Origin of the sequence: Streptosporangium sp. NBC_01469 (genome assembly GCF_036227305.1) — a bacterium.
In the GTDB taxonomy this organism is placed as follows: domain Bacteria; phylum Actinomycetota; class Actinomycetes; order Streptosporangiales; family Streptosporangiaceae; genus Streptosporangium.
Genome location: NZ_CP109465.1, coordinates 7443681 through 7458534 on the forward strand (window position 1 = coordinate 7443681; position 14854 = coordinate 7458534).

Genomic DNA, 14854 nt, shown 5'->3' on the forward strand with positions numbered 1-14854 from the left:
CTTCAGATCCCTAGTTTCTCCGCGACGGCGCGAAGCTTTGGAAGATCGGTGATCGTGATCGCGTTCCGGTGAGCCTCGACACCAAAGCCCTCCAGTTGTCCGAGCAACGTGGAGACGGTGTTCCGGCCGACCCTGAGATGGCGGCCAAGGTCGGTCCGGGTGGCGTGCAGCACCACCTGCGCGGCGAGCCCGACACCGTTCCAGTTCCGGTCAGCGAGGCAGGTAAGGGCGAACACCAGCCTGGCCAGGGGGTGGTCCTTCCCTTGCACGATCATCGACTCGATGAGGCGCCCCTGGGCGTGCTGCGCCACCTGAACGGCGAGCGAGCTCTTCGCCATGAATTCGAGGTACGCGTCGGCGGAGATGACGGCGACCTTGCACGGCTTCAGCGCCTCAACGCTCGCGAAGCGGCGGCAACTCCGCAGGACGGCAGTCCTTCCCAGAATCTCCCCTGGCCCACGAAAGGCAAGGATGCTACATTTTCCATCCGGTTCCGAGCGCTCCACCTTGACCTGGCCGTCGAGAATGAAGACCACTTTGTCGCCGAGTTCGCCCTGCCTGAGAAGGAAGGTATCGGCGCGGTAGTGGACCCACCGAGAGCCAGCGATTAGCTCTTTCTTGAATTCCTGTTCCGGAGTTGTATTCATGCGGCGATTCTAGGAGCCATGCAGCTCAGTATGGAACTATAATCGAGTTATCAGAAACCAGGCCGCGACGGCACCGTTCCTTGGTCTTTTGGGGAAGTCGTCGAATTGTTGAGAATTTTTCATATCCGGGGAGCGGGCGGTTCCGAGGAACGGCGGCGGCTTCGCATGGACCACCTGGGCTTTGCCGGGCGACGGAGAGCGCACCAGATCCGGGCGGCGCCCAGGTCATGGCTCCTGCAGCGCAGCGCCCCGCACGTCCACGGGACCGTTCTGTCCTGGATAGGCATGATCTGAACTTTCATCCCGCACGCGATGCCACCCCAGGGGCGCCGATCTTCGCATGGCTTTCCACGCCGCCCGCGGACAGCCTCCGCCCGCGCCTGGTTCAGCCGTCGGCCGCGACCGGGGCGGCGAGGTCGACGCAGCCCATGACCTCCCGGCGGAGTCTGCGCGCGCGGTGCAGGTAGTCGCGGGCCAGCCCGGCGCGGCCGGCGGAGCGGTGCAGCTCGCCGAGTGTCTGGGCGGCGGTGGCCTCCCCGCTGCGGTCGCCGAGCTGCTGGAAGATCACCAGAGACCGCTCCAGCCGGGCCGAGGCGTGCGCGCGCTCACCCCGGACCGCCTGCAGGCCGCCCAGGCCCTGCATGGCGTACGCGCCGCAGTGACGGTCACCGAGGCTCTCGAAGATGTCCAGTGCCTGCCCCTGGAAGCGCATCGCCCGGTCGAGTTCGGCCGACAGGACGTGCAAGCGCCCGAACTGCAGGGAGACGGCCCCCTCCCGGTGCGGGTCGCCGAGTCGCGTGGCCAGCCGGAGTGCGTCGCCGAGCCACCTGGCGGCCCGCTCCAGGTCGCCCGACTCCAGGCAGACCCGTCCCATCGCCTGCCGCGCGTAGGCCTCGCCACCCGGATCGTCCATGGCGAGGAACATCCCGAGGGCCCGCCGGAAGTAGCCGAGGGCGGCGACGTACTCGCCGCAGAACTGGTTCACCGCTCCCAGCCCGCAGATCGAGATCGCCTCCCCCCGTACGTCGCCCAGCTCACGGAAGATCATCCGGGAGCGCCGGAACATCCCGGCCGCCTCGGAGTAGCGGTCCTGGTAGAGGCAGACCTGGGCCAGGCCACGGAGCATGGCCGCCTCGCCCTGGCGGTCGTCCGCCAGGCGCGCGGCCTCCAGCGCGGTCCGGTGGGTGCGCTGCCACGCGTCGAAGTGGCAGCGCAGGTCGAAGTAGGGGACGAGGGCGGCGGCGAGTCCCCAGGCCGAACCGGCCAGCCCGGCGTCGGCGGCCAGCCCCACCGCGCCGACCAGCACGTCGTGCTCGGCGTCGAACCACGACAGCGGGTCGGCGGTGAGCCGCTCCGCGGTGTCGTCCGGCAGGTTCCATCGGACGGCACTCTTCGCGGTCATGCCGAAGATCGTGGTGGGCAGCCGTGCCGCGGCGGTCTCCGCGGTGGCCGTCCAGGCTCCGAGTACGCGGGTGAGCGCGGGCCGCTCGGCGAGGCCCGCGGCCTTCTCCCCGGCGGTGCGGCGGAACAGGTCGTGCAACCGGTAGCGCGGCTCGCCCAGCGGGCCGGTTCCGGCGAGCTGCACCAGGTTCGCGTCCACCAGGACGTCCATCACGTCATCGGCCCGCCGCCGGTCGAGTACGGCGCCCGCCACCCACCCGGGCAGCGGGCCGGGACCGAGAAGACCGAGCGCGCGGAACGTCCTGGCGGCGTCGTCTGGCAGCAGTCGGTAGCTCTGCTCGATGCTGCCCCGCACCTCCAGGTCACCGGCGCGCAGCTCATCGAGCCGGCCGGGCTCGTCGGCCAGCCGCCGCCGCAGCACGTCGAGCGACTGGCCGGGCCGCCCGACCAGTCGCGCCCCGGCGATCCTGACGGCCAGCGGCAGGAACCCGCAGTGACGCACGATCGCCGAGGCCGCCTCCCTCTCCCCGGCCACCCGCTCGGCACCCACGATCCTGCCCAGGAGCTCCTCGGCCTCCTCCGGCGGCAATACCTCCAGCTGCAGCCGTAGCGCGCCGGGCAGCTCCGCGATCCGGCGCCGGCTCGTCACGAGCACCGTGCAGCCGCTGCCGGGCAGCAGCGGGCGCACCTGGGCGGCTCCCGCGGCGTCGTCGAGGAGTACGAGCATCGGTTGCTCGGCCAGCAGGGACCGGTAGAGCGCGGACCTCTCGTCCGTGCCACGCGGCAGGGCCGCGTCGCCGACGCCCAGCGCCCGCAGCGCCTGGGCGAGCAGCTCACCCGGATCGACCGGCTCTCGGTCGGTGCCGCCGAGGCGCAGGTAGAGCTGCCCGCCGGGATAGGCGTCCCGTACGGCATGGGCGCAGCGCACCGCCAGCACCGACTTGCCCACCCCCGGCGGCCCCGACACCACGGCGATGGCGGGCGGGCCGCCCGGCTGCCCCTCGCCGGGGGAGATCGCCCGGGTGAGCGCCGCCACCTCCCCGGCCCTCCCGGTGAAGTCCGGCAAGTCCGCGGGCAGCTGGCGTGGGGGGCAGCCCCCGGCCGGCGACGGCGGCACGGCGGTCGTCGCGGTCACCGGGTCTCCTGCGGGAACGAGCGGGTGCGCCGGGCCTCCTGCGGGGACGGCCGGGTGCGCCAGGTCTTTGTGGAGGATGGCCGCGGTCGCGGGTTCTCCCGTGGAGACGGCCGGGTGCACCGGGTCTCCGTGGAGGATGGCCGCGGTCGCGGGTTCTCCCGTGAGGACGGCCGGGTGCACCGGGTCTCCATGGAAGGTGGCCGCGGTCGCGGGTTCTCCGGCGAGAACGGCCAGGTGCGCCGGCCGTCCTGAAAGGACGGCCGCGTGCGCCCGCTGGAGTTCGGTGCCGGGTTCGACTCCAAGCTCGGCGACCAGGCGCCGTCTGATCTCGGCGTAGGCGCCGAGCGCCTCGGCCTGGCGGCCGCTCCGGTGCAGGGCGAGTATCAGGCGCTGCCAGAGATCCTCCCGGAAGGGATGCTCCGCGAGCAGCCCGCGCAGCTCGCCGACCGCGGCGGCGTACCGGCCCAGGGCCATGCCCAGGTCGACGAGCCGCTCGGCGGCGGCGAGCCGCGCCTCCGCGAGGGCTTGCAGGCGGCCGTCCCAGAGTGGACTGCCCGGCAGGTCGGCCAGCGGAACGCCGCGCCACAGCGCGAGCGCCGCGCGCAGCGAGCCGAGAGCCCCGTGCGCGTCCCCCGCGTCCTCCGCGGCCCGCGCCCCGGCCAGCAGGTCCTCGAAGAGGAGCAGGTCGAGCCGCTCCACCGGTACCTCGATCGCGTAACCGTGCGGGCGGGCCAGGATCGCGACACCGGCCGCGCCCAGGCCGCCGCGCAACGAGCTGACGTAGGTGCGGATGTTGGCATGGGCGGACCTCGGCGGGCGCCGCGGCCACAGCACCTCGACGAGATGCTCCGCGCCAACCGTCCGGCCCGCGTCGAGCAGCAGCGACGCCAGCAGCTGGCGGGGCTTGGTACCACCGACACGAGCCGGGTGGCCCGCGATCCGGACGTCCAGCGGGCCGAGCACGCTGAATATGGGCTGATCAACCACCATGACCGCACCTACTCCTGCTGTGGAGGGGTTGCAACCGTTCAGTCGTTCAGTTGGGTCGTGCTGTTCGAGCGGACCGCGTCGTTCGAGGCAGGCAGCTCTTTGTACCGGTTTCAGATGATGCTCTATGCCGGTTTTGGAGGTTTCTTATACGGCCTGACCGGACCCTGTACCTCGGCAAGATCTCTTCAGAGAGATCCAACAGATAGTGCCCGGTGCGGTCAAGACCTTGCCCACCGGTACTACGAGAAAGGATCCGCATGAGACTCACAGGGGTGCTCACAACAGGGTTCGCCCTGCTGCTGGCCCTGACGAGCGGAGCCGTCGCGGCGAGCCCGGCGGGGGCCGCTCCGGCGGGCCCGGCCCGTACCGGCGACGCGGCCGCTCCGGCACAGGCGGCCACGGCGAACATGGCTCCGCCCTTCCAGCTGCCCTTCCCCTGCGGCCAGACCTGGGCGGGGAACTCCAGCGCGAGCAGCGCGCACCGCGCGTGGGAGATCGACTTCAACCGGGGCGACTCGCCCGACGCCGACCTGGGGGACACCGTCGTCGCCGCGGCGGCGGGCACGGTCGGTATCTCCTCCCACCAGGGGTCGCTCAACCGCTTCGGCAACCTGGTCAGGATCGATCACGAAGGTGGCTGGTCCACCTACTACGCGCACCTCAACTCCCGCTCGGTGAGCGTGGGCGCCCAGGTGGCCAAGGGGCAGGCGATCGGCACGGTCGGCAAGACCAGCGCGCCGGGCAACAACGTCAGCCCCCACCTGCACTACGAGGTGCGGCTGGGAAGCGGCTACCCGGGCAACATCCAGAAGGCCGTCTTCGACGGGGTCACGTTCGGCTACCCGGCCCAGACGTTGACCGCGTGCGGCGGCTCGACGAATCCGCACACCCCGCAGGAGGTCTGTGGCAGCGGCTACGACGTCGTCGACAGCGCCGCCCTCGGCTCGGCCGGGACCGTCTACCTGCTCTACAACACCGCCAACGGCAACAACTGCGTCACCACCATCAAACGCACCTCCCTCGGCACCGCCACCGCCACCACCGCCTACCTCGAAGTCCAAGGCAAAACCCGCATCACCGACACCGGCAACTTCGCCTACTACGCCGGCCCCGTACGCGCCGCCGCCCCCGGAACCTGCGTCAAATGGGGCGGCAAAGCAGGCGGTTCCACCTACGACAGCCCCTTCGAACACTGCGGCTGACGACCGGGGGGCCACCCGACCGGCGGCCCCTTCCCCGTCGCGCTCCCACACATCGCCCCGAACTCCCTCCGGTGGAGAAACGTGCGCGCGGAGCACTCCCTCCACCGGCCGGGGCGGTCCACCCGGCGACTCGCGAGACCCTTCCGCGAACCCCCCATATCCCGAGGAGAATCCCCGATGGCCCGACTCCGACGTCTCGCCGTACTGCTGGCGGGCTCGCTCATCCCCCTCATCTGCCTGTCCGGGCAGACGGTGAGCGCCTCCGCCGTTCCCGCCGCGCCGGCCGCGCCGGCGAGCCCGGTGGCGGAGGCGTTCACCCGCGCCGCCGCGACCTACGACGTCCCGCGCGACCTGCTCGTCAGCCTCGGGTACGCGGAAACCCGCCTCGACGGTCATGGGGGAGCCCCGAGCGCCAGCGGCGGGTACGGGATGATGCACCTGGTCAGCACCCCCGCCGCCCGTGTGCTTGAGCGGGCCGCGAAGCTGACGGGGCTGCCGGTCGCCAAGCTGAAGTCGGACGACCCGGCCAACATCACGGGCGGCGCCGCGGTGCTGCGTGCCCACGCCGACGCGCTCGGGCTGGACGCGGCCGCCAGGAAGGACATCGGACGCTGGTACCCGGCCGTGGCCGGATACGGCAACGCCTCCTCGCCCACACTGGCCCGGCTGTACGCCGACACCGTCTACGAACTGCTCACCGCCGGGGTCCGCGCCGTCACCCCGGGCGGCGAGACCATCGTCGTGACGGCGCGGGCGGTACGGCCCGACCGCGGCGCGTACGCCGAGGTGGAGGACCTGGACAGGACCTTCGCCGCCGCGGCCGTCGACTACCCGCCGGCCCACTGGGCACCGGCGCACTCCAGCAACTACGCCGTCTCCAACCGCCCGTCCAGTGACGCGATCGACCGCATCGTCATCCACGTCGCCCAGGGCTCCTACTCGGGGACCATCTCCTGGTTCCAGAACTCCGCCGCGAAGGTCTCCGCGCACTACGTCGTCCGCTCCTCCGACGGGGACATCACCCAGATGGTCCGAGAGAAGGACCGGGCCTTCCACGCCGGCAACGACAACCGGCGGTCGATCGGCATCGAGCACGAGGGCTACGTCAACAACGCCTCCTGGTTCACCGACTCGATGTACCGCGCCTCGGCCGCGCTGACCCGCGACATCGCCGGCCGGTACGGCATCCCCAAGGACCGCGCCCACATCGTCGGGCACAACGAGGTGCCGGGCGCCGACCACACCGACCCGGGCCCGAACTGGGACTGGACCAGGTACATGCAGCTGGTCACGGGCACCCCCACCAACCCCCACACCCCGCAGGAGGTCTGCGGCAGCGGCTACGACATCGTCGACAGCGCCGCCCTCGGCTCGGCCGGGACCGTCTACCTGCTCTACAACACCGCCAACGGCAACAACTGCGTCACCACCATCAAACGCACCTCCCTCGGCACCGCCACCGCCACCACCGCCTACCTCGAAGTCCAAGGCAAAACCCGCATCACCGACACCGGCAACTTCGCCTACTACGCCGGCCCCGTACGCGCCGCCGCCCCCGGAACCTGCGTCAAATGGGGCGGCAAAGCAGGCAGCTCCACCTACGACAGCCCCTTCGAACACTGCGGCTGAGCCCCTGCCCGCCTCCGTGACCCCGGTGTCACGGAGGCGGGCACAGGGACGGTGCGGAGGCTTGTGAACGGCTCGAAGAACGGGGGGCCGATCCGGGAACCGGGCCCGCTCGGGGGCGCCGGCGTCGCCGGTGCCAGAAAGGCGGCGCGGCGACCGCCCCCGCTTCGCACCGATTACGACGTGCCTCTAATCCCCCGAATCCAGAGACGAATTAACACGATATTGCATATGATCTCGCGATAGCGCTTCTCTCGTATTACCTTTCCCCATATGGTGACCGTGCCCTGCGAAAACACCCTGCGATAAACCATTGCATCCGGTATGTGGCCGCCAGCGACAGGGGAGAAGCCCATGGCCGCTTCACGATGGAGAACCGCTCGTCTCGCACTCGCCGCGCTGCTCACCGGCGTTCTGATAGCGGGCCCCACGGGCACCGCGAGCGCCACGACAAGCGGAAACGCCCCGGTGAGCGCCTCCACCGCGAGGAGCCTCGACGACATCAACGAGGACATCCGCAGCGCCCAATACATCATCAACCGGTTCTGGGCAACGCACTGGTCGGACTTCTTTCCCGGCAGGTATTCACCCCCGCGCGTTCTCGGCGCGTACGACGGCGCGTGGGGCAACGCGGCGAGATGCCAGGGATATCCCCTTCCCGATGACAACGCCCTGTACTGCTGGCCGCCCTACGACTTCGTCGCGTGGGACGTCGACCTCATGCGAATGGGATACCGGCAGGGGGACGCCTGGGTCTACCTGATCATCGCGCACGAATGGAGCCACGCCGTCCAGGCCCGCATTCCCGAAAGGCTGCTGTCCCGGCAGCTCGAACTCCAGGCCGACTGCCTCGCCGGAGCGACGCTTTTCGGAGCCGCCGAGGACGGCATCCTGTTCTTCGAGACCGGCGACACCGAGGAGATCGCGGCGGCCCTGCGGACGCACGCCGACGACACCCCCTGGACCGACGTGAGCGATCACGGCACCGCCGCGCAACGCCTGGGCGCCTTCAACCGGGGCGCGCGCCAGGGCGTGGCGGGATGCTTCGCGTGACGAGGGCGATCCCGGCTCGCGACCGCCAGAGCACCCGGCCCACCGCCGGGTAGGACCCCGGCCTGGGTGATGGAGGGGTCATCTGGGCCGGGGTCGTGAATCCCCACCCGCCGGACCGGTGTCGCTCACACCGGCCCAGGACGTCGCGAACCCCGCACGCGATCCCACACACGAACCTCGCACGCGGATCGGATCCGCCCGCGCACGCCCTGCCCGCGCGTACTCCTGCCCGCGCTCATGCCCCCGGCCCGCGTGCGGGTCTCCCCTCCCGCACGCGGGCCCAGGCCCGCGCGAGTCCCCTCCTCCCGCGCGGGACGCGAATCCCGCCCTCACCGCCGCGTTCCCCTTCGTGCGGGAAACCACCGGGTTCCCTCCTTCGTACGGGAGACCCACCGCGCTCCCTCTCCGTACGGGAAGCGGAGCTCCGCACGGGAACCGGAACCGACTCGCCCGTACGGAACCCGGGGGCTCAGACGCGGATGCTTCCGGCACGTTCCATCAGGGCGGCCAGGCGGTCCGCCCGTTCGGTGTCACCGGCGTGCAGTGAGGCGGTTCTGGCGATCTCCAGTGGCTCCATGGCCGCCGTGAGGCGGCCCGCGTCCATGAGGAGGTCCGCCCACTCCCCCGCCACGGCGGCCAGGTAGTCGTGGTCGGCGGCCTGGGCGTTCTCCGAGCGGGCCAGCCGGTGGCGGATCGTCACCGACTCGGCGTAGGCGGCGATGGCCTCCTCGCGGCGTCCCAGCGCGGCCAGTTGCCAGCCAAGGCCGTGCAGCGCGGTGGCGAAGGCCACCGAGTAGGCGGGCGGGTTCTCCGTGGCGAGCCTGCGCCGGATCGAGACGGCTCTCGTACTGTGGAGCACGGCCTCCTCCAGCCGCCCCAGCGACGCCGTCCGCTGAGCCAGGGTGTGCAGCGCCATGGCGAGACTCGGCTCGTGTGCCACCGGGTTCCTGGCGGCGAGCCCCTCGTAGATGCCGACCGCCTCGCGGGCGGCGTCCAGGGCGGCCTCCGGCTTGCCGATCCGGCCCAGGTCGCAGGCGAGGCCGTTCAGCGAACCCGCGAGGTGGGGCAGATACTCCTCAGGACGCGCCTCCGCCAGCTCGCGCCTGACGGCCACCGCCTCGCGCCCCGCGTCGACCGCGTCGTGCCTGCGGCCCAGCCGGACGTACCGCATCGCCGCGCCGGCCAGGCACAGGGCCAGGTCGGGAAGGTAGGTGTCACGGTCGTCCGCGGCCAGCCGCCGGGTGATCTCCAGGGCCTCCTCGCTCGCGGCGAGCGCCTCCCGGTGGCGTCCGGCGGCTCCGAGCGCGCTGGAGCGGCGGCTCAGCGACAGTGCCCGGCGGTGCTCACGGTCCGCGGTCCCGCCGGACTCACCGGGAGCACCCCGGACTCCGGCGACGTCACCGGAGTCCGGATCGCCGACCGGTTTCCCCTCCGGGGATCCGGCCGGTTTCCCGCACGGTTCCCGGGGGAGCCGCGCGGCTCCCCCGCCGTCCTCCGCCTTCACCGGGGTCTCCCCCGGGTGCTCCGGTCCGCGGACCGGAAAGGGGTGGCGTTCATCCGTTCTCCTTGAACGTGGGGAACTCTCCTTGAGCGGTGTCAACGGGATCCGTCTCGCCTCCTTTCACCGAATCGAGCCCATCTGCGGCGATGACCAGGTCCTCTGATGTTTTGGAACGCTCCCATTCCCGGGGTGGCGAACCCCTGGGGCTGCTCGCCCCGCTAGACGGAACTGCGCGCCGAGAGCCACCTCCTCCTGATGGGAGACCCCCTGTCCCGGGGATCGGGGGCGGCGTCGACGTCCTTCCTCCCGGGAAGCGGTTCCACGCCCCTCGGGCCGTCCGGCAGCACCTGCCAGACGGGGTCGCGCTGGATGACCGGCCGGTCCCGCTGGGATTCCCCCTCCGGGACCGGTGTCCAGAGCGTGCGGACGCCGTGCTCGTTGACGAGCCTCAGGTGGGTACGGCATCCGGGACAGCGGATCCCTCCCGTGCCGAGGTCCTCGCGCCGGGCGGTGAAGTAGCCGTAGTGGTCCACGTCCCGCTCGTCCCACGACAGGTCCATGTGCCGGTCCCAGTCGACCTTCGCGGCGGCCCTGCCCCGGGGGGCGCAGACGGGGCACGGCACCCGCATCTCGTCCCAGAACCGCGAGACCGCAAGTTCGGGATCGTGGTGGCCGACGTGCTTCATCGTCCCGGTGACGGCCCTGCCCGTGCCCTCCGGGGGTCTCCGGAACCGCGGGACGGTGGTGATCGGGTCGGAGTGGTTGATGAGCCTGGCGAAGCGGTCGGCGTGGGCGTCGCCCAGGAGCGGGACGCCCAGGACGGCACGGGCGCTGAGGTGCTCCAGCCGCCGGATGCCACCCGAGGGCCGGGCGGCGTACGCGGAGGTGATCATGGGTGGCGTGGAGCCGCGCGGCAGCAGCCACAGCGTGGCCAGCAGCTCGCTCACCGTCCAGAAGGACGCGAAGTAGTCCGGCGCGGGATGGACGATGGCCCTGCCCGTCGCGATGATCTCGTACATCAGCCGCGCCACGCCCTCCCACATCTGCTGCCGCGTGACCACCTCGGCCGGGTAGGAGTACTCGCGGGGCGGCACCATCCGCACGGTGACCGAGTGGGCCTTCTCGAAGGCCGCGCGCCACTCCCCGGCCTCCTGCCGTCGCTCACCGTGGAAGCTGAGGAAGTAGTCGGCCGGGTCGTCGAACATCCAGTAGTGCCCCTGGGGTCCGGGCAGGCGCGGCGCGGGCGTCCGGACCACACCCAGCACGCGGCGCAGACGCCGCTCCAGCCACACACCCAGCTCCGGGTTGCCCAGGGCCTCGCCGTGGACGGGAGCGTGGCTGGCGCGGGTCAGCACATTGCGCGGCAGCGGGGTGCGGCTGAGGACGATGCTGCCGGGGTCGAGTTTGGCGCGCGTGTTGAAGGCCACGTAGACGTCCTCGGGCCCCTCGACCGAGCAGTCCCACACGACGAAGGTCGACGCCCGCTGCGCCGCGAGCGCGGTGGCCCGGCCGGCGCCGGGGAGGGCGACCGCCAGGCGGATCCCCAGCCTCGCGCAGATCGGCCGTATCCAGTTGTCCAGCAGGTCGTGACCGCTCTCGGTCGGCGGCACGAAGGCCGTCATGGTGGCGTTCACACGACCACCCCGGCCGACCCGGCGTGCCCGTTCCTCCCGGCCCGTACGACCGTCGCGCCCTGTACGACCGGCACGACTCGCACGGCCTGCGGGGCCTGTACGACCTCGACTCGCATGACCTGTACGCCCTCGACTCGCACGACCCGCGAGACCTGTACGACCGGCATGGCCCGCGCGACCGTCACGACCGATGGCCGACGGTACGCGTGGCCCGACGCCGGTCTGCGGTGCCGGTGGCGTCGACGGCGTCGGCGGTGTTCCCTCCCGAGGTGGGACGTGATGCCCATCTGATGCTCTCCCCCCTGGCGTGACACTCCATGGACGACTGCCTCCGGCACCGGAGGGTGCGCGGCGTTCCCTCGCGCGCTCATCCGTCCAGGTGGGTTTCCAGGAGGGTGACCAGCTCGATGACGCCGTGGAAGGGGACCGGCGGCGCGGAGTCGTCGGATTCGACCGTCCCGGCGATATGACCGGTGGCGGTCCTCTGGACGTCGATGGTCAACCGCATTCCGGCCTCCTGTCGGCGGCGCCGCTCTCCCGGCGCTCTGGCAGGCGCCCACGGTAGTCGCCGGGTGCCGGGAAGGCGTCCAGGTACCACCCCTACGGATGGCATGACGGACTTCGACATGCCCGCCTCCCGCGCGCCGGCCCGGCCGCGACGCCGTTCCCCACGCCCCGGGTGCCGGGAGCCGCGCGCCGGGTGCCGGGTGCCGGGTGCCGGGTGCCGAGAGCCGGGAACCAGGAGCCGGGAGCCGGTTATTCCTCGGGGTCGGACAGGACGGCGCGGAGCTCGATCCGGTTGGTGACGTTCAGCTTCGCGTAGATGCGGTTCAGCTGCGTCTCCACGGTGCTGATCGCCACCGAGCGCTTCTGCGCGATCTGGCGGGTGGTCATGCCCTCGCAGACCATCGCCACGACCTCGCGCTCGGCCCCGGTGAGGCTGCTGAAGGCGGCGTTGGGGCCGTCCACGGAAAGCCTGAGCTCCCCGGCGGTCTTCAGCGCGAGGGCCGCGTAGGCCGCGGCGCCGGTGCGGTTGAAGGCGACCAGTGCCCGCCTCAGCAGCCGTTCCGCCTCGGCGTGGCGGCCCCGGGCGTGCTGGGAGCGCGTCATCACCAGGTCGATCCTTCCCGCCTCGATCGGCAGGCCCACCTCGCGGGCCAGGGCGAGGGCCTCCTCGCACTCCCGTACGGCGCCCGCGTGGTCTCCCCGGGCTGCGGCGATCTGGCCCCGCACCCTCGCGATGGACATCAGGGTCGAGCGGCGCCCGCTCGACGCGGCCCTGTCGCTGAAGACACCCAGCGAGGCCTCGGCCTCCTCGACCCGGCCGAGCTGGGAGAGCGCGTCGGCGCCGATCGGGCCGAACAGGTGGGTGCCCGGCTCCAGGGAGTCGTAGTGCAGCTCGATGGCCTCGGCCGCGCTGAGCAGCCGCCGGACATCGCCCTGGGCCTGGGCGATCGACGCGCGCGCGCCCGCCGCGTAGGCGAGGCTCACCCTGCTCTCGACGATCGGCGCCCATTCCGCGGCCTGGCGGGCGTGCTCGCGCGCCAGGTCCCACTCGCCCCGGGCCGCGCGGGGAAAGCACGCCAGGGAGTGCAGGAGCGCGTAGTCCCAGACCCTCTCGTTCTCCTCGGCGTCGCCGACGGCGAGCCGGGTGAACTGGACGGCGTCGTCGAGCCTGCCCCGCCGGTACTCGACCTCACCCAGGAAGCCGAGTGCCTGGCCGACCCGCAATGCCTCGCCGCGCGTGGCCCGCGCGACGCCGTCGCGCAGGTCGGCGGACGCGCCCTCGAGGTCGTCGGTCCACAGCCGGATCATTCCGCGGGCCACCAGCCCGTCCAGCCCGGCCACCGACCCCGGCAGGTCGGCGTCCGTCAGGGACGCCAGCGCCTCCTCCGCCCGTCCGGCCAGGGTCCAGCCCAGGGACTGGGCGAACCAGGCGAACGCGCGCACCCACGGCTCGTGGCTGCCCGCCGCGACGGCCGCCGTACCGTACTCGACCATCTCGGGGTAGGAGATCTCGACCACCCCGATGATCGCCAGCTGGGCCGCGACGCGCGCCCGCAGGTCCGCGGGCACGTGCGGGTTCTCCGCGCTGTCGCGCCCGGCGGCGCCCAGCGCCTGGACCAGCAGCAGCTTGGCCTCCGCGACGCGCCCGGAGATCAGGGCCTGATAACCGGCGACGTAGTCGCGCCAGGGACCTCGCGGCGCGGCGAGGACCTCGCTCTCGTAGCGCCGGGCGACGGTGGCGTCGCCGGAGACCAGCAGGGTCTCCACGGCCGTCAGCAGGCGGGCCACCCGGTCGGGGCCGGGCGGGGTCAGCTCCACGGCGTGGCGGGCGTACACCGCCGCCAGGGGAAGCCTGCCCCGCGACAGCAGGGACTGGGCCTCCTCCTGGGCCAGCGCGGCGAGCTCGCCGTCCGTACCACCGCCGGACGCCGCGATCCCGTGCCACAGCGCGCCGGGACCGCCGAGCAGCGCGGCACTGCGGTGCAGGGCGCGGCGGCGCTCGACGCCGGAGTCGTAGTAGATGCGGTCCCAGACGAGCAGGGTGGTGAACGCGAACTCCTGCCCCGCCGTCCCGGGGATCTCCTTGACCAGCCCGGCGCCGACGGCCTCCGCGAGGGGCGTCGTGGCGTCGGCGACGCCGGAGAGCGCACGCAGGTCGGCCAGGCCGAAGCGACGGCCGAGCACCGCCGCCGCGCCGACGACCTCGCGGGTACGGCGGTCGCACGACGCCAGCCGCGCCACGACGGCCTGCGTCATGCCGCGGGGGGCGGGCAGCGGGCCGTTGCCGAAGTTGATCGAGTGCATCTCCACCTGGTCCAGCAGGAGGAGCGAATGCAGCGCGTTGCCGTCGGTGTGCTCGTGCAGCCTCCTCGCGCCGGAGGGGGTGAGCCCGTCATGGCCGCTCGCGACGGCGAGCCTCACGAGATCGTCGGCGGGAAGCCCCTCGACCTGGAGCAGGCGCCCCTGCCCCGAGTCGAAGATGCGGGTCCAGCCCTCGTGGAGTTCCAGGCGGGGCGCGTCCGGCACCGCTCCCGTCGCGTACCCGGGAGCCTGGTGGACGACCAGGAGCATGACCTGGGCATTGCGCAGGCGCCGGGCCGCCAGGCGGAGCGCGGCCATCGACTGCCGGTCGCCGCAGTGCGCGTCGTCGACGACCACGATCAGCGCGTCCGCGGCGGCGAACTCCGCCGCGAGGGCCTGGCCGATGAAGGCGGCCTCGGCCTGACCCGCCAGCGTCCTGGCGAGCGCCGGGGTCGGCAGCTGCTCGGCGATCTGTTCCAGCACGCCCCAGGGATGGGCGAGCGCGTCCTCGTCACCGAAGGCGCGAACGGTCCGCACACCGGGCACGGTGCGCAGGAAGCGCTCGACCAGCTCGGTCTTACCGATCCCCGACGTTCCCCGGATCCCTACGATCCGCGCGTCACGGCGTCTGGCATCCCCCCAGGCCTCCCCGAGGAAGTCGAGCTCCCGCTTCCGGCCGATGAACAGCGGAGAGGTTCTGCCGTACAACGCAGCGCTCCCTTTTCACGATTCACATGTTCTTGACGGCGATTATGGGTCAGGAATCAACCTATCGGCATGGATTTCATCTGAAGATTTTTCACAAAACGGATCCGAATGAATTTCACATCGTTCGCGCACCCGCCGGATTCCCCCGC

10 protein-coding genes are annotated in these 14854 nt (G+C 72.0%); 4 read left to right on the forward strand and 6 right to left on the reverse strand.

The genetic code is table 11. The annotated features are described in order from the left end of the window. Positions 1-2: 2 nt before the first annotated feature. On the reverse strand, positions 3-647 hold the full coding sequence (locus OG587_RS32835; RefSeq protein ID WP_329082200.1) for a Crp/Fnr family transcriptional regulator: 645 nt from the start codon (positions 645-647) through the stop codon (positions 3-5). Positions 648-1032: 385 nt separating this feature from the next. Next, on the reverse strand, positions 1033-4173 hold the full coding sequence (locus OG587_RS32840; RefSeq protein ID WP_329082202.1) for an AfsR/SARP family transcriptional regulator: 3141 nt from the start codon (positions 4171-4173) through the stop codon (positions 1033-1035). A gap of 257 nt (positions 4174-4430) precedes the next feature. Here OG587_RS32840 and OG587_RS32845 point away from each other — a divergent pair, with 257 nt between their 5' ends. The 3 genes from OG587_RS32845 to OG587_RS32855 all read left to right on the forward strand — a co-directional run bounded on the left by OG587_RS32845 (position 4431) and on the right by OG587_RS32855 (position 8054). Continuing rightward, entirely contained in the window at positions 4431-5375 is a 945-nt protein-coding gene (locus tag OG587_RS32845) for a M23 family metallopeptidase (protein WP_329082204.1), read from the forward strand. Between the two features lie 177 nt (positions 5376-5552). Then, positions 5553-7004 carry an N-acetylmuramoyl-L-alanine amidase gene (locus OG587_RS32850; protein WP_329082206.1) on the forward strand — a complete coding sequence of 484 codons (1452 nt, stop codon included), beginning with the start codon at positions 5553-5555 and terminating at the stop codon, positions 7002-7004. A gap of 351 nt (positions 7005-7355) precedes the next feature. Further along, positions 7356-8054 (forward strand): neutral zinc metallopeptidase, encoded by a 699-nt coding sequence (locus tag OG587_RS32855; protein ID WP_329082208.1) that lies wholly within the window; start codon positions 7356-7358, stop codon positions 8052-8054. A 469-nt stretch (positions 8055-8523) separates the two neighbouring features. On the opposite strand, the gene OG587_RS32860 is transcribed toward OG587_RS32855, so the two are convergent. After that, positions 8524-9558, reverse strand: coding sequence for a tetratricopeptide repeat protein (locus tag OG587_RS32860; protein ID WP_329082209.1), 1035 nt, complete (start codon positions 9556-9558; stop codon positions 8524-8526). 215 nt (positions 9559-9773) lie between these two features. Then, positions 9774-11189, reverse strand: a complete 1416-nt coding sequence (locus OG587_RS32865; protein ID WP_329082210.1) for a hypothetical protein — start codon at positions 11187-11189, stop codon at positions 9774-9776. 23 nt (positions 11190-11212) lie between these two features. Here OG587_RS32865 and OG587_RS32870 point away from each other — a divergent pair, with 23 nt between their 5' ends. Then, a complete protein-coding gene (locus OG587_RS32870; protein ID WP_329082212.1) occupies positions 11213-11500 on the forward strand; it encodes a hypothetical protein in 288 nt (95 codons plus the stop codon). A 56-nt stretch (positions 11501-11556) separates the two neighbouring features. Here OG587_RS32870 and OG587_RS32875 read toward each other — a convergent pair whose 3' ends face one another. After that, positions 11557-11697, reverse strand: coding sequence for a hypothetical protein (locus OG587_RS32875; RefSeq protein WP_329082214.1), 141 nt, complete (start codon positions 11695-11697; stop codon positions 11557-11559). A gap of 248 nt (positions 11698-11945) precedes the next feature. Further along, positions 11946-14705 (reverse strand): helix-turn-helix transcriptional regulator, encoded by a 2760-nt coding sequence (locus tag OG587_RS32880; RefSeq protein ID WP_329082216.1) that lies wholly within the window; start codon positions 14703-14705, stop codon positions 11946-11948. Positions 14706-14854 lie beyond the last annotated feature (149 nt).

Coding starts and splice junctions, on each gene's coding strand:
- OG587_RS32835 (WP_329082200.1), bottom strand. CDS start 647: ATGAATACAACTCCGGAACAGGAATTCAAGAAAGAGCTAATCGCTGGC.
- OG587_RS32840 (WP_329082202.1), bottom strand. CDS start 4,173: ATGGTGGTTGATCAGCCCATATTCAGCGTGCTCGGCCCGCTGGACGTC.
- OG587_RS32845 (WP_329082204.1), top strand. CDS start 4,431: ATGAGACTCACAGGGGTGCTCACAACAGGGTTCGCCCTGCTGCTGGCC.
- OG587_RS32850 (WP_329082206.1), top strand. CDS start 5,553: ATGGCCCGACTCCGACGTCTCGCCGTACTGCTGGCGGGCTCGCTCATC.
- OG587_RS32855 (WP_329082208.1), top strand. CDS start 7,356: ATGGCCGCTTCACGATGGAGAACCGCTCGTCTCGCACTCGCCGCGCTG.
- OG587_RS32875 (WP_329082214.1), bottom strand. CDS start 11,697: ATGCGGTTGACCATCGACGTCCAGAGGACCGCCACCGGTCATATCGCC.